Origin of the sequence: Malacoplasma penetrans HF-2 (genome assembly GCF_000011225.1) — a bacterium.
In the GTDB taxonomy this organism is placed as follows: Bacteria; Bacillota_I; Bacilli_A; order Mycoplasmatales; family Mycoplasmoidaceae; genus Malacoplasma; species Malacoplasma penetrans.
In genome coordinates this window covers 588,801-614,236 of sequence record NC_004432.1, presented here as the reverse complement: position 1 = coordinate 614,236, position 25,436 = coordinate 588,801, and the positions used below count along the sequence as shown (strand labels likewise).

The window sequence follows — 25,436 nt, the reverse complement described above, 5'->3', positions numbered from 1 at the left end:
ATTTTAATTATTCTCCTTTTCTAATGTGAAAAGTGAATAAAGCTGCTTGATAATAGACTCATTATTAATGTCAAAATCTCTGTGAATTAATCTCATAGATTTTTTAATTTCTTCTAATAATTTATCAATATTAGAATTTATTGATACATCTGCATAATTAATATTAAAAGTTTTTAGTGAAACATCTTGATATTTTTTCAATTCATCCACTGATAAATTATTAAAAGATTCCCCACTAGTCTTAATATTTTTAATTAAACAATAAAGCCTTTCAAAACAAATATCTTTAGCAATTGTTTTGTTGATATCTTGCTTAGTTCTTTCCTCATTGGTACACAAAATAAATTTACGATTTCCTTTAGTTTTTGGATCACTATTTAGTTCCATAACTGCATGCCCTGTTGTACCACTACCAGCAAAAAAATCTAAAATTATTGCATTTTCATTAGAGTGTTTGTTAATTAAAAACTTTATTAACTCAACAGGTTTTGGATTAGGAAATTCAATACCTAATTTTCTTAATGTATTACTTCCTTTAGAAGATGAAATATTATCTATAATTGATTGATTAATATTGAATCTTACAATACTTTTGTGAGATACCTGCTTATACTCTTTCTCATCAGCATAAAATAAAGAATACCCATTCTTTGTCATTTTAGGAATAATCTTTTCAATTCTTTCTATAGCTTTATCAAAACTTCAGCTTCATCTTAATAAAACACCATTTTTAATGGGTGGTCTAATAGGAACAAAACCTTTGTCTATTATTTCTTTGTCATCTTTATAAAGATTCTCAATAGTAGAATCTCTTTCAACTTTCTTGGGGTCATAATCCATAAGTGGAATTTTTTCATTTGTTGCAGGATTAAAATATAATGTTCAACCCATATTTTTACGATTAACAAGTAAACCATCTTCGTTTGCTCCAATCGTCATTTGAATAAGTTGGCCTTTTTTCTTATTAATTTCAAATACCTGGTTTATTTTAAAATTTTTTCAATTTTTAGAATAAGCCAGAATATATTCATGATTTTTTTCTATATATTTATTATCATTTTGTGCATTTCTCTTGTCTCACACAATATTAGAAATGAAATTATCTTCCCCAAAAATATCGTCCATCAACACTTTTAGATAGGCTTGTTCATTATCATCGATAGATATAAAAATTATTCCATCATCTTTAAGAAGTTGTTTAGCTTTCTTCAATCTTTCAGACATCATATTTAATCATCCAGATCTGCTAAACTTATCTCTATATGAAAACTTATTTGATTTTTTACTTAACACTTCTTCTTCAAGCAAATTATTTTTTTCATTATATGATGCATCTGTATTATAGGGGGGGGGTCCCCATATATAATATCTACCATCCCTCTATGTGTTAGCAGTAAATTATTTAAAGCATCATAATTCTCACCAATAATCAAAAGATTGCTATTGGTTAAATTATCATCATCATATTCATAATAATTATTTGCTTTTTTGTCATTAATAGATAGTTCTTTATTATATTTTAATCATGAAATGGATTTCCTGTTTTCATTTGGTGACAAATCAAAAACAAATCCTGTTTTAATTCTCATATTTAAAAGTTTATAAATATTATCTAAATCTTCATCATTAGCTTTTTCAATAATTTTTATTGCTATTTCTTTTTGATCTTTATTAAAAGATGCAGATGGTTGATTATTTATCTTATTTATGTAGGATAATTTTAATTCACTAATTTTTCTTTCCATTCTTTTACAATCTCTCTAATTAAAATATTCTCTTATAAGTATGAAAACAAACATTGATGCAAATAAATATTTATTTGATTTTAAATAAACATGACAATTTTATTTTCAACATAATAATACAAATTTAATTATATTAAAGATAACTAAATAACCTTATAATTTTTAAAAAAATAAAATTATTGTTATCAGGAAAGTTAATTCCAAACCCATGTTATGACTTAACTAAAGAAATAGACATTTTTATATTTTCTATAATAGAAGGAATTATGAAAAAATAACAAAATGAGAATAAAAAGAAAAATAAAAGAATTATTAAAAAAAAGACAAGCAGTAAAATCAAGGTTTTATTCAGAGATTTACAAATAGATTGAAAAACTCTTAGGAATTGTTTGAGAATTTTGAGCAATAATCCAGAATTGAAATCTTGCCAATTCCAAATAAAATACAAAAACCATCTAAGAATTTTTATTACAAATTCAACATTGAGAATATTGTCATTTACACATGATAAGGAGGAGGGTTAAAAAATAATATTTTAGCAACAAATAAAAATAACCATACTAAATTTTAGATTTAGTATGGTTATAAACATTTACAAGATATTTATTTATAAAACAATTTAAAAATTTGGAATTTATACTAACTAAGAATCTTTTTATATATTTGGTTTAAGCATTTTCATATAGATTATGATTTTTGCAGTATTTACCAGATTTCACATCTATCATGTCTGCTTTAAGAATAGCAACGTCTTGTTTAAGAAGTGCAACATCAGATTTAACTTCAACCATGTCAGTTTTTAGTTGAGTAACATCTAATTTAAGGATAGCTACATCTTCTTTAAGAGTTTTCAGATCTAGTTCAATTACATCCATTTTATCGAGAATTTTTCCTAACATACCCTCAATAGATCCATCTATATCTTTAGAGGGAGGAATAACCTCTTGAATAATTTTTTCTTTTTTAATTTTTGTAAATTCCATATAACATTTTGCTTTAGATGTAATAATTCTAACACTGTTTTTATGTTCTAATAAGATACATATCTTATTAATATTTCATGTATTAATAATAAAAATAACTATACTAAATTTTAGATTTAGTATAGTTATAAACATTTACATGATATTTATTTATAAAACAATTTAAAAATTTGGAATTTATACTAACTAAGAATCTTTTTATATATTTGGTTTAAGCATTTTCATATAGATTGTGGTTTTTGCAATATTTACCAGATTTTACATCTATCATGTCTGCTTTAAGAATAGCTATATCTGATTTAACTTCAACCATGTCAGTTTTTAGTTGAGCTACATCAGATTTAACTTCAACCATGTCAGTTTTTAGTTGAGTAACATCTGATTTAAGGATAGTTACATCCTCTTTAAGAGTTTTCAGATCTAGTTCAATTACATCCATTTTATCAAGAATTTTTCTTAACATACCCTCAATAGATCCATCTATATCTTTAGGGGGAGGAATAACCTCTTGAATAATTTTTTCTTTTTTAATTTTTGTAAATTCCATATAACATTTTGCTTTAGATGTAATAATTCTAACATTGTTTTTATCATCTAATAAGATACATATCTTATTAATATTTCATGTATTAATAATAAAAATAACTATACTAAATTTTAGATTTAGTATAGTTATAAACATTTACATGATATTTATTTATAAAACAATTTAAAAATTTGGAATTTATACTAACTAAGAATCTTTTTATATATTTGGTTTAAGCATTTTCATATAGATTGTGGTTTTTGCAATATTTACCAGATTTTACATCTATCATGTCTGCTTTAAGAATAGCTATATCTGATTTAACTTCAACCATGTCAGTTTTAAGTTGAGCCACATCCTCTTTAAGAGTTTTCAGATCTAGTTCAATTACATCCATTTTATCGAGAATTTTCCCTAACATACCCTCAATAGATCCATCTATATCTTTAGGGGGAGGAATAACCTCTTGAATAATTTTTTCTTTTTTAATTTTTGTAAATTCCATATAACATTTTGCTTTAGATGTAATAATTCTAACATTGTTTTTATCATCTACAAAAACTTCACTATCTATGATAAGGTCTTCTACTTCTACAATTTTGCATCCTTTTACCATAGATACAAATTCTTTTTCAGAAAGTTTACCTTTAATAGGTTTGTTGTTGTTTTTATTGTTTTGATCCATAATTTACCTCCATTTTCGTATTAACTGAATTATCGTAAAAATTCTTAGCTAATTGATAAGTTTCAATTTTATAAGTTTGTTTTATAAACAATTGTTTAACTCTTGTAAATTTCTTTTTAATACTTTCTATAAGTGAAACTAATTTACTAATATTTGAAGACTTAAAAAGTCTGTTTGTGTAATTAATAAAATAGGAAAATTTTATTTTTTTAATTTTCATTTTAGGCATATTTTTACCTCTGTTTTTTTATATTAAAATTTTGTAGGCATTTTCTATGTCTACACTATATTAATGTAAGAATTAGAGGCTAATGTCATAATTTTTTTTAAAAATTTTTAACTTTTTTTAAAAAAGAACAAAAAAATTTTTATTTTACTAAAAATAAATATTTTCAATTTTTTATATTCATATTCTGTTCTAATATGAATGCACTAAAATTAATTTTTCAAATTAACTAATTTTTGTAAAATTTACCATTCATCATATAACTTATCTATAGTTAATAATCATTGATAACTACAGTATGAAACTTTAGGAGAATTAACATGAATAAAAACAATAATACAAATATATCCAAATTTAATTTATCAAGTGGAACAAATCACAATCCTCCTTTGTTAACTTTAAATGATGGTTATCAAATACCAATAATAGGATTAGGAACAACTTCTTTACATAACCAAACATGTAAAAATGCTATTAAAGCAGCACTGGAAATAGGAATAAGATTATTCGATACTGCTTCTTTATATGGAAATGAAAAAGAAGTAGGAGAGACAATTAGAGAGTCAAACATAAATAGAAATGAAATTTTTGTAATTACTAAACTATATCCTGGTGCTCAATTTGCAAATCCTGAAAAAGCAATAGAAGAAGCATTAAATAAATTAAATACAGATTATATTGATATGATGCTTTTACATCACCCAGGAGAAAATGATGTAAAAGCATATAAGGCAATTGAAAAATATATTGAAAAGGGAAAAATAAAGTCAGTCGGTTTATCTAACTGATACATAAAAGAAATTAATAGTTTTCTTCCTCAAATTAATATCAAACCATCTTTAATCCAAAATGAAATTCATATCTATTATCAAGAAAAAGAAGTTGTACCTTATATGCATAATTTAAATATAGCAATGCAAGCTTGATATCCATTTGGTGGAAGAGGTCATACTTTTTCTGTTTTAAATAATCCTACAATTGTAAGTATTGCAAAAGATCATAATAAGACAAGCGCTCAAATCATCTCTAGATGATTATTACAAAGAGGGATAATTACAATAGTAGGTTCAAGTAATCCAATTCATATCAAAGAAAATATATCTGTTTTTGATTTTGAATTATCTAATCAAGAAATGGAACTGATTGCATCATTAGATAAAAATGAAAAGCATGATTGATATTAATTATTAACTAATATTTTTAAAACAATTAAACCCACTTCTTAATACTTTAAGGAGTGGGTTTTTAATGTTTGTTAGTACAAATAAAAAAAGATTAAAGTTAGTTAACTTTAATCTCATTTATTAAATTTAATAATAAGTATTTAAGAATTATTCGTTTTCAACAATACCTTTTACTCTAGTCATTGCTTTTAATGAATCTCTAATCCCTTGAACACCAAAACCTGATTTTTTAATTCCAATGAACGGGAAAATGTCTGGTCCTCTAGAACTTCCTCTGTTAATATTTACAGTTCCAGTATCTAAGTATTTTGCAATGGTTCTAGCTTCTTCAAGGTCTTTAGTAAATACAGATCCTTGTAAACCATATTCACTAGCATTTGCAATTGCAATTGCTTCATTAATTGTAGAAACTCTAATAATTGGTAAAACTGGTCCAAATGGTTCTTCTCAAGCAAGTTTAGATTTAGTACTTACATTATCTAAAATTGTATGTCTTAATAAGTTGTATCCTTCAATGTTTCCACCATATACAAGATTTGCACCATGGTTAATTGCATCATCAATTAAATCAATATTAAAGTCTACTGCTTTTCTATCAATTAAAGGTGTAATATCAGGATTATTTAAAGGGTTTCCAACTTTTAGTTTTTGAGCTTCTTTAATTAAATGAATTAATAAATCATCTGCAATTTCTTTAGTAACTAATACTCTTTTAATAGCAGTACATCTTTGACCAGAATATCCAAATGCACCTTTAATAATTTCTTTAGCAGCTAATTCTACATCTGCATTGTTTGTAACAATTGCAGCATCTTTTCCACCTAATTCTAAAACTAGTGGTTTCATTGGTAATTTAGAAGCTAATTTAAATCCAATGTCAGAACTTCCAGTAAATGTAGCACCTTGAATTCTTTTGTTTTCTAAAATGTAGTCACCAATTTCACTACCTTTTCCAGTTACTAAATTAAATACTCCAGCAATAAAATTAGCTTGATCAAAGTATTTTGCAAGTTGAGAAGAAACTAAAGATCCTTGTGTTGCAGGTTTAAAAACTATAGTATTACCAACTAGTAATGTTGGAATAATTTTTGCTAATCCTAGGTTAATTGGATAGTTGAATGGAGCAATTGCTAAAACTACCCCTACTGGAACATTATAAAAGTAACCAGTCTTTCCCTTTATTTTATTAACTTCAGGCCCAATTACACTTGGGTTAACAAATTCTTTTTCATAAACTTCAATAGTTTCAAAGATATTTTCATAACTTCTTTCAACTTCTTTTAAAGCATCATTATAAGACTTACCAATTTCATAAGACATTAATGTTGCTAAAAATTCTTTTTCAGCAATAAAGTATTCAGCAAATTCTTTAATCTTTTTAATTCTCATTTCTGGTGTTAAGTTTCTTCATAAGTTAAAAGCTAAATGAGCACCTTCAAAAGCCATATCAATATCTTTTTTAGATAAAGCAGCAACTGATCCAATTGTAGAACCATCAATTGTAGAAATAACAGGAATTGTTTTTTCACTATCTACAAATTTTCCATTAATATAGGCACTACCTTTATAAAATGTATTTTCCATTTCTAACTCCTACTATATACTTTATTAATTTTATAACTTTATATTAATTTATAAAAAACAATTAAAAATTTTATACTGGTTGGAAATTGTTAACAATATTAAAGTTGTTTAAACTTGATAAATATTGTTTTGGGTTTGCAATTAGTTTTAATACTTGTGTTGTTGTTTCATGATCATGATCATGTGCATGTTCTTCAACATGTTCATGAGTGTGGAATGATAATATAAATAAAGCAAATACAATTCCTACAGAATAACAAATGATTAATTTATATCAGTCTTTTGAAGACATTCTCTTATAGTGTAAGAATTCTGGTACTAATTCAATTACCCCAACAAATGCAATAATTGAACCACCTGATACATTTACAAATGGTAAGATTCAAGCAACTTGTGCTAGGTATTGGTTAATATATGCACCAATAACCATAACAGGTACAATTGCTAATAATGTTACAAAATTATAAAATAAAGCTTTTCATCTTTTTTGTCCATATTGAACTTGACGATAATAAACAATTAACACTTCAACAAAAATGTGAAGAATGAAAGTAATAAATAAACCTAAGTTTAAATCAGCTCCTGTAGACATTTTAGCTACAGTTCCACCTAATACAAATCCATCTATTGTTCTATGGCTTAAGATTAGAAAGATTACTAATCATGCAGCTTTTGGATTATCAATATCTGATAAGTTAAAGATGTGGTCATCATGAGAGTGGTTATCATGAGTTTTGTGAACCTCTCCTGAAAACTTAACAAAGAAATATCTAAATACAATAGCTACTGTTAAACCAGCTAATGCACCACCAGCAATTATACCAGCCATAATTAATTGGTTTATTCCTTCACTATTTGGTAATTCATGTGTGAATGTTTCTGTTCCTTCATATCCTTCTCTAATTAAACCTACTGTTCCTACCATTAAAAAAACAGCAGAAGAAAAAGCATACAAGTAAAATGATGTTTTAGCTTTAATCTTAGGTTTGATAAAAGAAATAATACCAATAACAATTGAGGGAACTGAAATTAACAATACTGCATAGATTACAAGATTAACTGCAATTGCAATATTTAAATTTCCATTGAAATCGGTTTCTCTAAATGGGAAATTCATTTTTTTCTCCTTTTTAAAATTATTAAAACTATATCACATTAATTTGCTTATTTATAATTTTTCTAAATAAAGTTTTAATAATTTTATTTAGAAAATAAAAAAGAGACAATATTGTCTCTTTAATATAAATAATAAATAGTGCTAATAATCTTATTTTTTAAGCTTAGTAAACATTCTACTCTTATAAGCTTCAACACCTGGTTGATCAAATGGATTAACTTTCAATAATAAACCACTCATAGCAACAACTTTAGAGAATCAAGAATATAGGTATCCAAAAGATTCTTCATTTCTGTTATCTAAATTAATTTGAATAATATCAATCTTTCCATCAATATGGTGAGCATCTATTGTACTAGAAGCAGCTACTTTGTTAATGTAATCTAGTTTTTTACCATTTAAAAAACCTAATCCATCTTCATCTTTTAAAAACTCATTAATAACAACATCATTTAATGGGTTTTTAATGCTAATACAAGTTTCAAAAAAGATTTGATTTCCTTCTTGTAAAAACTGACCAACAGAGTGTAAATCAGTTGTAAATAAACAGTTAACAGGTAATAAACCTTTTCCTTCTTTTCCTTCAGATTCTGCAAATAGTTGTTTTAAGTGTTCAGTAAAGAATCTTAAAGCATCTTCATATACACAAAATACTTCATTATATTTTTCTTTTTTAGAATACATATAATGTCTTAGTGCTGCATATTGGTATGCAGTATTTTTTTCAATATCTGGTTCTTTTGTATCTTCAATTGCTTTAGCACAACCTTTTAATACTTTATTAACATCTAATCCCATTACCCCCATTGCAAATAGACCAACTGGAGTAATAGCACTAAATCTACCTCCAACATCATCTGGAATAGAGAATGTTTGGATGTCTTGAGTATCTGCAATTTTTCTTAAAGTTCCTTTTTCTTTATCTGTAATTGCTACTGTTCTTTCTTTAGCTCCTTCTGATCCGAATTTTTCAAACAGTAAACTATAAAATAATCTAAAAGCTACACCAATTTCTAAAGTAGTTCCAGATTTAGAAATAACAATTAAGTAAAAGTCTTCTTTTTTAAGTTTTTCAATTAGAGAGTAAACATAAGATGATGACATACTAGAAACATAATAGATTTCCTTTTCTCTATTAAATTCTGGTAGCACTCAATCAATTCCAGCTCTTACACCAATATAAGAACCTCCAATTCCCAATACTACAACATTTTTAATTTTTTTATTGTTGTATCATTCTTGAGAAACATTAATTAATTCCTTAATTTCATTTTTATTATATTTGCTAGGATAGTCCATTCATCCCAACATTGAAGCACCTTTGCATTTTTTCTCCTCAATGCTATTATTAAGAGTTTCAATTTTAGAAGCATAAGATTTAAATATTTTTTCAGTGCTTTTATTTCCTTCTAAGAAGTTTGTGAAATTTAATTTAATCATTTTTTTACCTCATAAAATATCATATAACTTTATTTAAAAAGTTAATTAAAAAATTAAAGGTATATGAAAATATAGTCAAAAAAATAAAAATTTATAAAGTTTTTTAACTTTATAAATTAATAATATTAAAGGTTTTGAAGAAATACTTGATAAATTAAATAGCCAAACCCTGCATAGATAAGAACAGAAATAAGCATATGAATTAAAGTTGAATAAATACTATAGAATTTATAAATAGATAGTAATACATGTTCTTTATACAGTGGTTTTATAATCCTATTTTTATATTTACTAACATTTTTTTCTGACTGATTTGTTTCAGTGTCAAAAAAGAAAGTATCCAATAAATTTAAATGAAAATGTCAAACAATGTATATGACAAACAACTTTTTATTATACTTATTAAATTTTAGGTTTTTGGTATAAGTTTTTATATCGTTGGTTGATAAAATAAAACATTTTTTCACAAGCTTTTTTGTTTGTCCAAACACAAATATATTAGTTGTGCTAGTTTTAATAATTGTTCTTCTTTTAAATGTTTTATCTTTTTTAAATCCTCAATAATATAAACCTGAAAGTACAAAATTTAAACCATATATGGCCGAAATAATTGAGACATGCATTTTTCTTCTAACAATTTCTTCTGAAAAAGAATTAAAAACATATAACTTATATACAATTAATGAAACTATTGCAAACAATATTAAATAAAATCCATGAAAGAAAATCCTTGATATGATAGCAATAAAAATACTTCAGTAATAAATTTTCTTATTCTTTTTATTATTGATAAATGGAATACAAAATTCTTTTAAAGTCCATTCAAAATTTTCAAAATTTAATGTTTCTTTAATTTTGCTAATACTTACATTTAAAGAAATAGATTTAAATAATTTATGACTATTATTAGTTTTTTGTTTTTCTAATAAATCTCATGTTTCAGTAAGATCAACATTTTTGACTTCAGTATTTTCAAAATCAACACTATTTTTCTTAATCATTTTTATTGTTTTAAAAACTTTTTTAGATTCTTTAGATTTTCTTAACATGAATATAACCTTATGTGTTAAATAAACACTTAATATAAAAGAGTAAAATATGCTTTCTATAACAAATTATTTTGCAGGTATATATAAAATAGCTGAAAATAATTTTAAAGAAACAAAACACTTAATATAAATCAAGCTCTTCATTTATATATTTTGATTATATAGTTTGAATAAAAATAATTGTGAAATTAATCTTTCATTCAATATTTGTAATACAAGTTAAAAAACCATTTATATCATTCATTAAATTTAAATATTTAGAATAATATATTTATCAAAAAAATTTGATAAATTATCTGCCCTATACAAAAATAAAAAATCATTGAAACATATAAACAAAAATATGGATACAAGTTAAGATACAATCCATAAAAATAAAATAATCTGAATTTAATTGAAACTGTTTTTGTTTTTTGGGTAGAACTATTTATTTGTTTATCAAATTTAAACTTAGTATTTGAAAAAAATGTTCTTAGCAGATAAAAGTTAAAATAGGCATTAATTAAGAAAACAAATTTTTCTTTATTATCTTTTTCTTCTTTATTATTAGACATTAATTGAAAAGATTTTTTAACCAATCTTCTAGTTTGTCCATAAATAAATATATTGGTAGTAGAAAAACCTATTAGACCTCTCCTAATATACTTAGTTTCTTTCATATGTCCTTTGTAAAAATAAATTTGATAGCATATTGTGCTATTTAAAAAATAAAAGGCCAAGAAAAACAATATGTAATATATTCATTCATAAGATTTTACAGGTAAGATTTTGTTTAAAAAAAATAATAGAACTGTGCATAATACAATTCAAAAACCATGTAAAACAATTCTAAATAAAATAGATATAAAAATACTTAAATAATAAATTCTTTTATTCTTTTTATCTTTTATAAAAGGAATACAAAATTCATTTAAAGTTTGTTCAAAGTTTTTTGATTGTTGAATTTCATTAAGTTTTTCAAAATCAACATTCAATGATAAAGATTTACGAATTTTTTGTACTTCAAAAATTCTTTGGTTATTTAAATGCTCAGATCTATCACTAAAATCAAAGTCTTTATAATTTTTAATTTCTTCTTTTTTAAAAGTTGATTTAACTCTGTTTTCATTTACAAACATTTTTTATACCTATTGTTTAAATTCTATGTTTTAACATTATTGTTTATTAAAATAAAAGTTAGCTAATCACAAAAACTCTTACTAAAACTGCTTTTATAGTTTTAATTATTTATTGAAAAAATGTTTGATAAATTAAATACCCAAAACCTGCATAAATGAAAATAGAAAAAAATAAATAAATTAATGCAATGCTATTAATATAAAAACAATAAATATAACTCACAATATTTTCTCAATATAATGACTTATATTTTTTATACTTGAAATCATTTTTTATACCATTTTCTAACTTAGTATTATTGAATAAAGTACCTAATAAAAATACTCTGAAATATCCATTAATAAGAATATTAAAATGTTTTGTTATTTCTTCTATTATTTCTTTGTTATCTTCAATGTTTTGCATATCATTGTTTGAATTTAACAATCAATAACATTTCTTAACAAGAATTTTAGTTCTTCTATATAAAAAAATATTACTAGTAGAAATGCTAATTATAGTTCTATTCCTATACTCTTTATTTGCTTTAAACCCTGAATAAATAAAAAGAACAAATAATAAGTTTAAACCATAGAGTATACCAACAAAACTAACATAAACATCTTCTCTAGTGGATAGTTCATGATTAGTTATAGAACCCAAAGGTAAAACTTTATATGATAAAACAGCTAGAAGAGTGAAAACTAATAAATGAATACCATGGAAAAATATTCTTGATAGGATGGCTATCAAAATGCTTCAATAATAAAGCTTTTTATTTTTTTTATTATTAATAAAAGGGATGCAAAATTCATTAATAGTTTTACTTAAGTTTCTATTTTGTTGTAGTTCTTTTAATTTATTTATATCTACATTCAGTGAAAATAATTTATGTAATTTTTGATTTTCTTTAGATTCAAATTGTTTTAAAACACCTCATGCAATCTCTAAACCCAAATCATCAGTTTTAACTTTTTCTTCACCATTTAATTCTGTTTTTCTTTTCTTGAAGTTTTTTATTGTTTTGAAATCATTAAAAGGATTTTTAGGCATTGAGATCACCAATTAAAATTTTTATAAATCGAAAAATAAAACTTCTTTTTTCTAAAACAAAATCAGTGCATAAATTTGATTTTGAAATTTTATTGGCAATTTTCAATAAATGAACAGCAAAATAAATATTTAAATTTCATTTAACTGAAGTTATGTAAAAATTACAAAAGTTAAACATTTTAAACTCTCAGCAATTTTTAATTTCTTCTTTTTGAAAAGTTGATTTTATTTTGTTTTCATTTACAAACATTTTTTATACCCATTATTTTTATTCTATGTTTTAAAATTCATATTTTTAAAATAGAAATTTCTAATTCATAAAAACTCTTACAAAAATACTTTTACAGTTTTAATCTATCTATTTTTAAAAACAATAGATAGATTAATCAATGATAAAAACATAAATAAAAAGATAAGAATTAAATCATTATAGATAATTCTTATCTTAAGAAAAACAAATATATTAAATATGCAATTCCTGCATAAATGAATGTGGAAACAAACATATGCAGTAATGGTCTTGTCTGTTCATACAAATTATAAATATTGCATATCTTAAAGTTTTTATTAATTGATTTTGATCTGCTAGCTTTTAAATTATTTACAGAATCATTTGTTAATTCTTTATCTAAAAAGAAAGTGTCTAATAAGTTCACATGAAAATATTGATTAACCAATAAAAGAATGACTTGTTTATTAATCTTATTTGGATCATTTTCCTTATCAGCATCATTACTTTTATCATTTACTAACAAGAGATACTTTTTTATTAATTTTTTTGTCTCTCTATAAATTGCAATATTTGCAGTTGCTATACCAATTATGCTCCTACCCTTAAACACTTTACTTTTTTTAAATCCTGAAAATATTAAAGCTGCTATTGGAAAGTTTAATACTGCTACAACAACTGTAGTTATTATGTATAACCTTCTTTTCATTAGTGTTCCATAGACCGGTCTAAGATGAGCACTTTCATAAACAACATAAGCTATTAAAGCAAAAAGTGTTAGATAAAATCCATGAAGTAATATTCTAGATATTAAAGATATAAAAATGCTTCAATAATAAATTTTTTTATTCTTTTTATCCTTAATAAAAGGAATACAAAAATCATTTATAGTTTTATCTAAATCTTTACTTTCTTCTACTTCTTTTAGTTTTTTAAGATCTACATTAAGTGAAAGTCTTTTAACATTTTTTTGATGTTCTTTAGTTTTTCTTTCTTCTAAATCTTGTCACATTTGAGAATAGTCAAAAAGGTCATTATCATTAAACTCACCTTTTCTAAAACTTAAGTATTTGTTTTTAAGAAAATCATTAATATTCTTTCTTTTTTTAAACATCTTAAATACCTATTTATTTTTATAAATAACTTTTAAATGATTATAAAATATAGATTAAAAAATAAATTCTTAAATATCATTTAAATTTATTATCAGAATTTTAATACCAGTAGATAAGTAAAAACAATTTACTTATCTACTTTGCTTATTTTTTATACATCTATATATAGTTAATAAAATTTTAAATCTGAATAAAGATATAAATCTTTGGTGGGCAATCAGACTGATAATAAAAAGGATATGTAATTAGTAAGGAAAAATATATGAAATCAATCAATTTACCTACCTCTATGAAAGCTTTAGTTTTTGTAGAAAAAAATAAAATTCAAATAGTAAATAAACCAATTCCAACAGTTGGTCCAAATGATGCTTTAATTAAAGTTACCACTACAACAATATGTGGAACAGATATTCACATTGTTAAAGGTGAATATCCTGTAAAACCAGGATTAACTATTGGCCATGAAGCTGTTGGTATTTTAGCAGCAGTTGGAGATGAAGTAACAGGTTTTGAACTAGGAGAAAGAGTATTAGCTGGAGCAATTACTCCAAGTGGATATACAGCTGCTTGTCAATCTGGACAATCTTCACAGGATGGAATTGGTACTAAATATGGATACAAGCCAACAGCTGGATGAAAATTTGGAAACATCATGGATGGTTGCCAAGCTGAATATGTCTTAGTTAAAAATGCAATGGCAAATCTTGCAAGAGTTCCAAATGCTTTAACAGATGAACAAGTACTAATGTGTCCAGATATTATGTCAACTGGTTTTAGTGGTCCAGAAAATGCCAACATCAAATTAGGTGACTATGTTGGTGTAATTGCACAAGGTCCAATCGGTTTATGTGCAACAACTGGTGCAAAATTAATGGGAGCTTCTATTATTATTGCAATTGATGGAAATGATAGAAGATTAGAAATTGCAAAAGAACTAGGTGCTACTCACACCATTAATTTTAGAAATGTAGATGTAGTACAAGAAGTTAATAGAATCACAGATGGTAGAATGCTAGATTCAGCTATTGAATGTTTAGGTTCTCAATCAACTTTTGAACAAGGTTTTAGACTATTAAGAGCAGGTGGAACTCTATCTTCACTAGGAGTTTATTCAAGTGATATCAAGTTGCCATTAGATGCACTAGCTGCAGGATTAGGTGATCATAAAATTTCATTTGCATTATGTCCTGGAGGAAGTGAAAGAATGAGAAGATTAATGTCTTTAATTGAAAATAAAAGAGTTGATTTAAGATCACTAGTTACTCATACTTTACCTTTTGATAGAATTGCAGAAGGATACAATATCTTTGCAAACCAAAAAGATGGAGTATTAAAAGTGGCAATTAAAGTTAGTTAGTTAACAATTTAATAATTAATAAAAAAGATGCAAATAAAAGCATCTTTTTTTATATCTTATTACAAAAAAATAATGAATTAATTTTTTTATATAAATAAAAAACAGAAAAGTTGTTTTACTTTTCTGTTTCTGCTTTTTTATCAGGGTATGATTCATCTAGCATTTGTCCTAATTTTTTAGAGAAATCACCAAATAAACATCTAATACTGTCTTGGTTTAAATTAACTCCAACTGCACCCATTTTTTTAATTTTTTCTTTATCTACAAGTTCAATATCTTTAACACCAATTTTAATAGAATTGATTGTAGTTGAATTAAATAAATAGTTATCAATTCCGCCAACTGCATCAATTATTTCTTTAACTTTAAAAGGAACTTCATTTGTTACTGTTAGTTCACTATTAACTGTAGTTGCAATTTTTTTAGCTTTCTTTTTGGCTACTAAATAACCAATTCCAAAAGTACAAATATAATATCAAGTTATTTTTTTCATTACTTATCCCTTATAAAAGAATCTCTTAATTTTTTAATATATCCTTTTTTACAATCAGGTTTAAACATTTTAAATTTAGCATAATTAAACTTAATTGTTAAATTATCATTATATAATTCTTCAATTTTTGTCCCGTCCAAAATTATTGAAGCATGACAATTTTCTTTAGACTTTAAAATAATTTTATTTTCATAACTTAAAATAAATGGAGACTTTAAAGAACTATATCTTTTTTGTGTTAAGGGTTCAACTTCAATAAATTGAACAAGATTTAAATTTGGATCTACAATTGCACCACCAACATTCTTAGCATGAGCAGTTGAACCTCATGGAGTTGCAACCATAATTCCTGTTCCTTTAAAGTTTTCTAATAAAGTGTTATTAATATAAACTTTTGCATTTAAAACTTTATCACTTCTAATTAAGATTTCATTAATGCAAAAGAATTGTTTACCATTAACTAATACTTCAATTTCTAAAGGACTAAAAAATAAAGAATCATTTTCTACTTTATCAAAAATAGTATTAAGATTATCTCTATTAAAATGTGAGAAGTAACCAAGGTTACCACCATTGATAACTACAACTTTTTTATCTAAGTATTTATTCCTATTTCTTAAAAAAGTTCCATCTCCACCAATAATAAAAACATATTCATAATCATCTTCTGAATATGTTCATTCTTCTGTAATTAATGATTCAAACTTCTTTCTTAATGCAATTGATTTACTTGAACCATTATCAATAATAAAATATCTTTTCATATATTTAATAAAACAATAATTACTTGTCTAAGTTTACTAATATATTAGTATTATCATTTGCAACTTCATCAAAACAACAACAAGATTTAAAAATATAATTTTTACTACAGTTTGTATAGAATACATCTAAGCTTTCACTATAGTTTTCATCATTTAAGATTTTTCATTCACTTTCATTAAAACCAACAAAAACTGATTTAACTTTCCCACTTCTAGAATCTGCATCTACTGCAATTGGAAAACTTAAAGCATCAATATTTTTCATAACAAAAGTAATTACATCTCTTAAGTTAGCTTGCATCATTAATTCTTTTGATTCTGGATTATTATTGAAATAATCAGAATTAAAATTAATAATATCTCTAATATTAGGATTAATTACTGTTTGCATTTTGAAAAGTTCTTCTTCATCCAAAGGAATAAAACTTAAATTAATTCTTTCAAATCTAATATTATTTTTCTTTAAAAAGTTTTCTGCTTTTTGACTTCCTAAGCAATTTGATTTTACATATAACTTGATCACTTTAGTACCTTCACTTATTGATAATTATTGTTAGGCATTTAATATACATATTATTAATTTATATATTAAATTTATAATATATATAATTATATATAATACAAGTTAGCTTTTTTAACTTATTTTATCTTTTATTCATATAAGGACATTATTAATTAATATGAAAACAATAGTATCTGGAATTCAGTCAACAAATTCTTTAACACTAGGAAATTACTTAGGAGCATTAAAGAATTTTATTAATTTACAAAATGATAACAAAATGTTTATTTTTATAGCTGATATGCATTCAATCACAGTGGATTTTAATCCTAAGGAATTAGAATCAAATAGAAAATCAGTTGCTAGTATTTATGCAGCTTGTGGATTAGATTTTGATAAAAATATTATCTTTTATCAATCAAGTGTTTTAGCTCATACTCAATTAAGTTACATTATTACATGTCACTCATATATGGGTGAGCTTAGTAGGATGACACAATTTAAAGATAAATCTCAAAAAACAAATGCAAATGGTACCACTAACATTCCAACAGGTTTATTTATTTATCCTTGTTTAATGGCAGCAGATATCTTATTGTATGATGCAGATTTAGTACCAGTTGGAAAAGATCAAAAACAGCATATGGAATTAGCAAGAGATATTGCTATTAGAATGAATAAAAAATATAAAACTAATTTATTCAAGATTCCAGAAATTTACCAATCAGAAATGGGTGCAAAAATCATGGATTTAGTAGATCCATCAATTAAGATGTCAAAATCAAATGCTAATACCAAAGGAACAATTTTCTTATTAGATAAAGTTGAAGATGTTAGAAAAAAGATTATGCAAGCTAAAACAGATTCACTAAATAAAGTTAAATATGATGTAGAAAACCAACCAGGTGTAAGTAACTTAATGACAATCTATTCTTGTTTAACTAATAAAAAAACAGATGAAATTGAAAAAGAATTTGAAAACAAAAACTATGGTGAATTTAAAACAAAAGTAGCAGATGCAGTTTGTTTGCTATTAGAAGATATCCAAAAAAAATATCAAATTTATTTCAACAGTAATGAAATAGAACAAAAATTAGAAAAGAATGCAAAAAAATGTAATGAAATAGTAAATAAAAAAATTAATCTTGTTCAACAAACATTAGGTTTAGGAACTTATAAGGGGTAGTCATGAATTGAAATAAAAGAACTTTAGTGATTTGTGATCTAGATGGTTCATTATTAAAAGATGATGAAACAATATCACAGTTTTCAGTTGATATTATTAAAAAATTCACTTCTAAAAACAATAATAAATTTTGTATAGCAACAGGTCGTCCTATTAGAGCTGCAATTAAGTACTATAAACAATTAGGGCTAGATACTATAATGGCTAATTTAAATGGAGCAAATATTATTAACCCTACTGATCCTAACTTTTCTATGATCAACTTAGGGTTTTCAAAAGAGGCAATTAAACATATCTTATCTGATAAGAAATTATTAAAATACATTGGTTGTGTATTAATTGAAAACATTGAAGGAACATATGTTTTAACTGAAGAAAAAAGTAAATTCATTCAATATGAATTTTTATCAAAATTTCATATTAATACTAAAAAGCAAGGTGATGAAGATGGTTTTGTAGCATTAGATTTAAATGAGATTGATAAAATAGATAAAGATGTTAACTCAATCTTAATTTATATTAAAGATAAAAAATACATTGATGAAATTACATTCAAAATCAAAAGTATAACAAATACATTGATTGTTAGAAGTTGATCAATCCCAACAGATTTAACAGGTACAGTAATAGAAGTTAATTCAATCTTTTCAAGTAAAGGAACAGTAACAAAATTCTTATCTAGTTATTATATGATCCCATTAAACCAAACTTATTCATTTGGTGATGGTGAAAATGATGTTGATATGCTAACAAGGTCTAATGGGTATGCAATGAAAAATGCTTCTCATACTGTAAAACTATTAACTCATAGAATTACTAAATATAGTAATGACCAAGATGGGATTGCTAAAGAAATGCAAAAATTATTTAAGTTATAAAAAAATATGGAATTCAAATTTAAATTCCATATTTTTTATTTGTTAATGAATTAGAAATTATTCAATATTGTTACCATTATTTTTGATTACTTCTTGGTATCAATAAAAACTATCTTTTCTAATTCTTCTTAAATCTTTAAGATCAAACTCATCACGATTAACATATACAAAGCCATAACGTTTGTTAACACCTTGATATCCAGATACTAGATCAATTGCACTTCAAGGACAATATCCTATTATAGGGATTCCATCACTTATAGCTTTTCTTGTTTCTAAGATATGAGCTTTTAAATATTCAATCCGATAATCATCATGAACTTTAAAATCTTTAGTTAATTCATCTGGGGAACCTAAACCATTTTCAGTTACCAATAATGGTAATTGGTAACGATCATATAGTTCTCTATATGTTGTTCTTAAACCTACTGGATCTATTGTTCAATTAAATTTAGTTTTATTTAAAAAGTCATTAGATGTAGCTTTATACATTCCTGGAACATCAAACATATTTTGTTGGTCTCCTCTTGTTGTGACTGCAACATCAAGAGCTTTTTCAACAGTACCAGAAGTATAGTAATTAAAAGCTATAAAATCAGGTTTACCATTTTTAAATATTTGTTCATCATCTTTTCTAAATTCTGGAAGGGCATTTTCTTGTTCTAAGAATTTTCAAACAATGTTGTTATACTGGCCTCTAACTGCAACATCTAAATAATATCAATGCATTAATGCTTGAGCATTTTTAGAAGCTAACACATCTTCTGGATGACAAGTTTTTGGGTAGTAAATTGCAATATTTGGTGCAGGTCCAATTTTTGCATTTTTATTTGTTAGATGTAGTTCATTAATTACTTTAGCTTGAGCTATTAAAATATTATGATTAATCTTTGATATATTTTGTCAACGATTGCTTGATTCTTGAGAATTTGTTAAACCAAATAAATCACCAACCATTGCTAGCATATTTTGTTCATTAATAGTTAATCAATATTTAACTTTATGTCCATACTCTTTAAATAGAATTTTTGCATAATTTACAAAAGCATCAACTATTAAATCACGATTAGATCATCCACCCTGTTGTTCTAAAGCATAAGGCATATCAAAATGAAACAATGTGATAATAGGTTCTATATTATGTTTTAAAAGTTCATCAATTACATCATGATAATGCTTGATTCCTAGTGGATTAACTTTACCAACACCATCTGGTAAAATTCTAGTTCATGCAATTGAGAATCGATATGCTTTAAATCCCATTTCTGCCATTAAAGCAAAATCTTCTTTATACCTATGGTATTGATCACTTGCAACTTTGTAATCACTTACTTTACTTCTATCTATTCAACCAGCAATATCTTTTTTTGGGACATCTTGAATAGATAGTCCTTTCCCATCTTCATTTCAAGCACCTTCAACTTGAAAAGCACTAGAAGATGCTCCTCATAAGAAATTTTTAGGGAATTGATTTAATTTTTTAATTTTCATATATTTACTAATTTATTAAAGAATTATTCAATATTGTTACCATTATTTTTAATTACATTTTGGTATCAATAGAAACTGTCTTTTCTAATTCTTCTTAAATCTTTAAGATCAAATTCATCACGATTAACATATACAAAACCATAACGTTTAGTAATACCTTGGTGAGTAGACACAAGATCAACTGCACTTCATGGACAGTATCCTAAAATTTCTACACCATCACTAATAGCATTTCTCATTTCTTTAATATGGTTTTCTAAATATTCAATCCGATAATCATCATGAATCTTTTCATCTGCTGTTAGTGTATCTTGAGTTCCTAACCCATTTTCAGTAACTAATAAAGGTAATTGATAACGATCATATAATTCTCTAAATGTATTTCTAAAACCAATAGGGTCTTTTGCTCAACCATAATTTGTTTTACCTAAATATTCATTTTCTGCACCTTTATATAAACCTGGTACATCAAACATAGAGTGTTGATCACCATGTGTGATAACTGCATCTCCTTCATCTTTTTCTGCAGTTCCTGATGCATAGTAGTTAAAAGCAATAAAGTCAGGTTTACCTGCTTTAAAAACTTTAAAGTCATCTTTTCTAATTTCTGGTAATGCATCATTGTCTTTTAAGAACTTTCAAACTATATTGTTATATTTGCCTCTTACTGCAATATCTAAATAGTATCAATGTAGTAATGATTGGGCATTTTTAGCTGCAGTAAAATCTTCTGGATTACAACTTTTTGGATAGTATACACAAATATTTGGAGCAGGTCCAATCTTAGCATTAGGACACATTTTATGTAAATAAATAAAAGCATAAGATTGAGCTAGTAACATATTGTGATTTAAATTAGCCATGTGTTTTCATCTGTTTTTTGGATCTGATGAAACCATTCCTAAAATATCACCAACCATTGCTACCATGTTTTGTTCATTGATAGTCAATCAGTATTTTACTTTATGTCCATATTCTTTAAATAGTACTTTAGCATATTTTACAAATGCTGGAACTATTAAATCACGATTTGTTCATCCACCTTGTTGTTCTAAAGCCAATGGTAAATCAAAGTGATACATTGTAATAACTGGTTCAATTCCATGTTTTAATAATTCATCAATTACATCATGGTAGTGTTGAATTCCTTTTTTATTAATAGCACCATTACCATCAGGAATGATTCTAGTTCATGCAATTGAGAACCGATATGCTTTAAATCCCATTTCTGCCATTAAAGCAATATCTTCTTTATATCTATGGTATTGATCACTTGCTACTTTAAAATCAGTAATCTTTGATCAATCTACTCATCCATCAACATTTTGCTTTGGTAAGTCTTGGGTAGACATACCTTTTCCATCTTCATCTCAAGCACCTTCAATTTGATAAGCACTAGATGATGCCCCTCATAAAAACCCTTCAGGGAATTTTTCTAATTTTTTGAATTTCATAGTTCTCCTTATAAGATATTTTTATCTAAGAATTTATCTATTCTTATATACAGTATATTACTGTAATAATTAAACAAATAAATTTAGTTTTCTAAGTTAATGTTAAACAATTGATATTTGTGATATTCATTAATTTTTGCCACTTCTTTACCATAACATACATCAACTGAGTGAATGGCATTAAAGTGTTTAGAATCTAGGTTAGCAAATTTTTCATCTTTTAAATAAGTTGCAGTTTCTTTTAAAACATTATCAACAATAGAAGTATATTGATTGTTAACTTCTAATAATTTGTTTTTCAACATTTCATAGTTTTCTCTTCTAGAGTCAATTTTGTTTTCCACTTCTACCATTTTTTTACTAACATTTAAATCTTTTAGTTTTTGTTCTAAGTTTTGAACTTTAACTAAACTATCAGATTTATCTTGTTTTTTTAACTTAGCAATTTTAGTTTGAATCTTAATAATTTGTTTTTCAGCTTTATCACTTAATGAATTAAATTTAGTATTTAGTTTCACATCAATAATTACATCTTTTTCATATGCTTTTGCATCTAATATAAATTGATGAGTAACAAGATCAGTTGCTTTTGATAATTCATTAGATAAAACTAATAATTGATTAAAATCACTTTCATTAAATTTATTTTTTAATACATTGATTGCTAATTCTTTTTTATCTTTTTGTTTCTTTAAACTTGTAGCAATTTTTACCTTTCCTTTTTCACTATTAGGGTCTTTCACATTTGCAGCATACATAATTAATTTATTTACTTTAGATTTAATAGTGAAAAGATATTTAACTTTATAAGCATTAATCAATCAAGTTAAGTAAAGTTTTAAAACAAACTTATCTCAACCTTTTTTAGATTGTTCTAGTTTTGATAAAGTATCTTGTAGTTTTTGATCATTTAAGTATCAAGTTTTTAAAACACAAGTTCTCAATAAAAAGTTATTTGCTTTTTTAGTAGCATGTAGTTCTTGTAATCTTTCTTTATTTAAGAAGAACTCAAATAATAATGCAGCACCATAAACTACTAAAATACTAATTACACCATATGTTAAGTTTGCAGCAGTATCATTTTTAAGACCTGTTAATAAATTAATTGGAGTAGCATCTTTTTCCATTCATGCTTGGTTAACTACTAAACCTAGTACTCCTAATATTCCTTGTCCACCACTTAAATATGAAGCAACACCAAAGATACCTGCAAATAATCCACCAATTCCTGCAGCTAAACAACCTGTTAAAAATGGTTTAACTTTAGGAAGAATTACCCCATAAATTACAGGTTCTGTAATCCCTAGTAAAGCTGGTACAAATCCAGTCAATGCTTGTTTTCTTAATTCAGAGTTTTTAGTGTGAACAGCTACTGCAAACCCAGCTGCACCTTGTCCAAATACTCCTAGCATTAAACCTCACATTAATGAAGTTCCAGCTTGAGTAGCATAAACTTGAACAATTAAAACACCCGCAACTGCACCATGTGCACCAGTTAACACAAGTGGTTGTCATAATAGAGCAAACAATGCTACACCAATACCATAAGGGATAGAACTTAATGCATTAAATATAATTCCTATTATAGTTTGAACAACACTTAATGCAGGTCCTAATATAAAGTAAACTGATACAACAGTAAATAGAATTACTAATGCCATTCTAAGAACAACATCTAGCATTCCAGGCATTCAAGATTTAACTCATCTATCAAAGTATACATATGCAACTCCAGTACCACCACAAACTAAAACTGAGTTTGTATATGATTGGATAGAATAAGTAATATTAAATCCACCACCCAATGGAACTGCAGGTGCTAATTGTCAGCTAGTTGTAGTACCATTTGTAGAGTCAAAATAACCATATATAGAAGGAGCAATCAATACAAGGGCTACACCCATTGCACTTATCATATCTCCTTTCATATATCTAACAACTGAGAAGAATATTAATATCCCTAAGAAGTTGATACCAACATCACCTATCACAAATAGTACATATGCAAACCATTGAACACCTGATATTCCATCTATTGTGGTACCAAATAAACCTTGTGCTGTTGCATTTAAACCAGCAAAAGTTGTCCCCATGCTACTTGGGAAGTTTGCAGGATCTATAATATTACAAATAGAGTAAATCCCTTTAAATATCCCTGCTGCTAATAAAACATAAAGGATTGGCATAATACAACTAACTAAAGGAACTAGTACTCTATTTCTAAATCCTTTTTTAGTTTGTTTAGTTGCAAATTGTTGTGACTCTTGTTTAGATTCTGTCCCTTTGCTAGCCACAGCATCTTTTAAAGGAACATGAATACTTTCTAAATATTTATTGAAAGATTCTCTAACTCTAATTACATCACCACCAATAATAATTTGAAGTTCATTTCCATTTCAATTAATTCCCTTTACAATTGGAATTTCTTTAATTTTATTAACTTCAACTTTATTCTTGTCATTAACCATAAATCTAAATCTAGTCATACAGTTAGTGTAATTAGTATAGTTAGTATAACCGCCAACAAAACCATAAATATTTTCAGCAGCTACTTGGAATTTACTTTTCATAATTCCATCTTCTGTAACTGCTTTTTCATTTTTTGTATTTGCAGCAGTTTCTTTATTTTCTACATATTCTAAGTAACCAATAGGTTGACCTCTTTTAACACTACCAATTTTTGGAATTGGCTTGAATTGTCAATTAGAATTTTCTTGTTTATCAAATACAATCGGGGTAGATAAAGTTATCTTTTTTTGTAATAAAAAATCTAAATCCACTTCAGTTAGAAGCGAATTTAGATTTACTTTATCACCAGGCTTAACCTTGTTATTAAAAGGCTCACCTTTAAAATTAACTGTTTCTAAACCAATATGAATAAGACCAACAACTTTACTTGATTGATCTTTGATAAAGAAAGCATGTTTAGTATCTGCTACTAAAGAAATAGTAGCATCTTCAAAAAAGGAGTAAAACTTATTTTGTCCTTTTTTAGGAATAATAAACACACCTTCACCCAAAGATTTTGAAGCAAAGGCTTTGTCTTCGATTTTTTCAATCGGATAAACACTGCAATCTAATGGAGCATAGATTGTAATTTTTTTATTATCCATAAAAATCCTTTTCAAATTAGTGTGAAGATCCATTTGTAAAAGAATGGTTTTTTAAATACTTCACAATTTGAATATATAACTAAAGCCTTAAACTTTTTTTATAAGAAAACAAGAAATCTTCAAATACATTTAATTTTTTTATGCATAAAAATTTATGTTTTTAT

General features: G+C 25.3%; 24 protein-coding genes. 4 read left to right on the top strand and 20 right to left on the bottom strand.

The window, feature by feature from the left end:
• Positions 1-3: 3 nt before the first annotated feature.
• From MYPE_RS02495 to MYPE_RS02470, 6 genes are all read right to left on the bottom strand, one after another.
• Positions 4-1,293 (bottom strand): site-specific DNA-methyltransferase, encoded by a 1,290-nt coding sequence (locus MYPE_RS02495; protein WP_152023091.1) that lies wholly within the window; start codon positions 1,291-1,293, stop codon positions 4-6.
• On the bottom strand, positions 1,287-1,745 hold the full coding sequence (locus MYPE_RS02490; protein ID WP_011077301.1) for a hypothetical protein: 459 nt from the start codon (positions 1,743-1,745) through the stop codon (positions 1,287-1,289). Before MYPE_RS02490 ends, MYPE_RS02495 begins: the two co-directional genes overlap by 7 nt.
• A gap of 668 nt (positions 1,746-2,413) precedes the next feature.
• A complete protein-coding gene (locus MYPE_RS05405; RefSeq protein WP_229502227.1) occupies positions 2,414-2,728 on the bottom strand; it encodes a hypothetical protein in 315 nt (104 codons plus the stop codon).
• A gap of 211 nt (positions 2,729-2,939) precedes the next feature.
• Entirely contained in the window at positions 2,940-3,275 is a 336-nt protein-coding gene (locus MYPE_RS05400; protein ID WP_070097284.1) for a hypothetical protein, read from the bottom strand.
• Between the two features lie 211 nt (positions 3,276-3,486).
• Positions 3,487-3,939 (bottom strand): hypothetical protein, encoded by a 453-nt coding sequence (locus MYPE_RS02475; protein ID WP_011077297.1) that lies wholly within the window; start codon positions 3,937-3,939, stop codon positions 3,487-3,489.
• A complete protein-coding gene (locus tag MYPE_RS02470) occupies positions 3,923-4,168 on the bottom strand; it encodes a hypothetical protein (RefSeq protein ID WP_011077296.1) in 246 nt (81 codons plus the stop codon). Before MYPE_RS02470 ends, MYPE_RS02475 begins: the two co-directional genes overlap by 17 nt.
• A gap of 317 nt (positions 4,169-4,485) precedes the next feature.
• Between MYPE_RS02470 and MYPE_RS02465 the strand changes: the two genes are divergently transcribed.
• A complete protein-coding gene (locus MYPE_RS02465) occupies positions 4,486-5,349 on the top strand; it encodes an aldo/keto reductase (protein ID WP_083755094.1) in 864 nt (287 codons plus the stop codon).
• 147 nt (positions 5,350-5,496) lie between these two features.
• Here MYPE_RS02465 and MYPE_RS02460 read toward each other — a convergent pair whose 3' ends face one another.
• From MYPE_RS02460 to MYPE_RS02425, 8 genes are all read right to left on the bottom strand, one after another.
• Positions 5,497-6,933 (bottom strand): NADP-dependent glyceraldehyde-3-phosphate dehydrogenase, encoded by a 1,437-nt coding sequence (locus MYPE_RS02460; RefSeq protein ID WP_011077294.1) that lies wholly within the window; start codon positions 6,931-6,933, stop codon positions 5,497-5,499.
• A gap of 70 nt (positions 6,934-7,003) precedes the next feature.
• Positions 7,004-8,050, bottom strand: a complete 1,047-nt coding sequence (locus tag MYPE_RS02455) for a ZIP family metal transporter (RefSeq protein ID WP_193761082.1) — start codon at positions 8,048-8,050, stop codon at positions 7,004-7,006.
• Positions 8,051-8,200: 150 nt separating this feature from the next.
• Positions 8,201-9,490 carry a glucose-6-phosphate isomerase gene (locus MYPE_RS02450; protein ID WP_011077292.1) on the bottom strand — a complete coding sequence of 430 codons (1,290 nt, stop codon included), beginning with the start codon at positions 9,488-9,490 and terminating at the stop codon, positions 8,201-8,203.
• A 125-nt stretch (positions 9,491-9,615) separates the two neighbouring features.
• Positions 9,616-10,539 carry a hypothetical protein gene (locus MYPE_RS02445; protein ID WP_011077291.1) on the bottom strand — a complete coding sequence of 308 codons (924 nt, stop codon included), beginning with the start codon at positions 10,537-10,539 and terminating at the stop codon, positions 9,616-9,618.
• 257 nt (positions 10,540-10,796) lie between these two features.
• Complete coding sequence (locus MYPE_RS02440; protein ID WP_011077290.1) at positions 10,797-11,657, bottom strand: hypothetical protein; 861 nt, start codon at positions 11,655-11,657, stop codon at positions 10,797-10,799.
• Between the two features lie 109 nt (positions 11,658-11,766).
• Positions 11,767-12,690 carry a hypothetical protein gene (locus tag MYPE_RS02435; RefSeq protein WP_011077289.1) on the bottom strand — a complete coding sequence of 308 codons (924 nt, stop codon included), beginning with the start codon at positions 12,688-12,690 and terminating at the stop codon, positions 11,767-11,769.
• Positions 12,683-12,940 (bottom strand): hypothetical protein, encoded by a 258-nt coding sequence (locus MYPE_RS02430; protein WP_011077288.1) that lies wholly within the window; start codon positions 12,938-12,940, stop codon positions 12,683-12,685. Before MYPE_RS02430 ends, MYPE_RS02435 begins: the two co-directional genes overlap by 8 nt.
• A gap of 190 nt (positions 12,941-13,130) precedes the next feature.
• Complete coding sequence (locus tag MYPE_RS02425; RefSeq protein WP_011077287.1) at positions 13,131-14,033, bottom strand: hypothetical protein; 903 nt, start codon at positions 14,031-14,033, stop codon at positions 13,131-13,133.
• Between the two features lie 263 nt (positions 14,034-14,296).
• Here MYPE_RS02425 and MYPE_RS02420 point away from each other — a divergent pair, with 263 nt between their 5' ends.
• Positions 14,297-15,391 carry an NAD(P)-dependent alcohol dehydrogenase gene (locus MYPE_RS02420; RefSeq protein WP_011077286.1) on the top strand — a complete coding sequence of 365 codons (1,095 nt, stop codon included), beginning with the start codon at positions 14,297-14,299 and terminating at the stop codon, positions 15,389-15,391.
• A gap of 115 nt (positions 15,392-15,506) precedes the next feature.
• Here the strand turns inward: MYPE_RS02420 and MYPE_RS02415 are convergent, their stop codons facing one another.
• The 3 genes from MYPE_RS02415 to MYPE_RS02405 are packed head-to-tail and all read right to left on the bottom strand — an operon-like array spanning position 15,507 to position 17,171.
• Positions 15,507-15,884 carry a hypothetical protein gene (locus tag MYPE_RS02415; RefSeq protein ID WP_011077285.1) on the bottom strand — a complete coding sequence of 126 codons (378 nt, stop codon included), beginning with the start codon at positions 15,882-15,884 and terminating at the stop codon, positions 15,507-15,509.
• Positions 15,884-16,648, bottom strand: coding sequence for an NAD(+)/NADH kinase (locus tag MYPE_RS02410; RefSeq protein WP_011077284.1), 765 nt, complete (start codon positions 16,646-16,648; stop codon positions 15,884-15,886). Before MYPE_RS02410 ends, MYPE_RS02415 begins: the two co-directional genes overlap by 1 nt.
• Before the next feature lie 19 nt (positions 16,649-16,667).
• Positions 16,668-17,171: a hypothetical protein gene (locus MYPE_RS02405; RefSeq protein WP_011077283.1), complete on the bottom strand. Its 504-nt coding sequence runs from the start codon at positions 17,169-17,171 to the stop codon at positions 16,668-16,670.
• Positions 17,172-17,328: 157 nt separating this feature from the next.
• Between MYPE_RS02405 and trpS the strand changes: the two genes are divergently transcribed.
• Together trpS and MYPE_RS02395 are read left to right on the top strand one after the other, a co-directional pair.
• Positions 17,329-18,336: a tryptophan--tRNA ligase gene (gene trpS / locus MYPE_RS02400; protein WP_011077282.1), complete on the top strand. Its 1,008-nt coding sequence runs from the start codon at positions 17,329-17,331 to the stop codon at positions 18,334-18,336.
• A 2-nt stretch (positions 18,337-18,338) separates the two neighbouring features.
• Entirely contained in the window at positions 18,339-19,214 is an 876-nt protein-coding gene (locus MYPE_RS02395; RefSeq protein WP_011077281.1) for an HAD family hydrolase, read from the top strand.
• A 57-nt stretch (positions 19,215-19,271) separates the two neighbouring features.
• On the opposite strand, the gene MYPE_RS02390 is transcribed toward MYPE_RS02395, so the two are convergent.
• The 3 genes from MYPE_RS02390 to MYPE_RS02380 all read right to left on the bottom strand — a co-directional run bounded on the left by MYPE_RS02390 (position 19,272) and on the right by MYPE_RS02380 (position 25,272).
• Entirely contained in the window at positions 19,272-20,705 is a 1,434-nt protein-coding gene (locus MYPE_RS02390; RefSeq protein WP_011077280.1) for a glycoside hydrolase family 1 protein, read from the bottom strand.
• 23 nt (positions 20,706-20,728) lie between these two features.
• Entirely contained in the window at positions 20,729-22,159 is a 1,431-nt protein-coding gene (locus tag MYPE_RS02385; RefSeq protein ID WP_011077279.1) for a glycoside hydrolase family 1 protein, read from the bottom strand.
• An 83-nt stretch (positions 22,160-22,242) separates the two neighbouring features.
• A complete protein-coding gene (locus MYPE_RS02380) occupies positions 22,243-25,272 on the bottom strand; it encodes a PTS glucose transporter subunit IIA (protein ID WP_044891251.1) in 3,030 nt (1,009 codons plus the stop codon).
• Between the last annotated feature and the right edge of the window lie 164 nt (positions 25,273-25,436).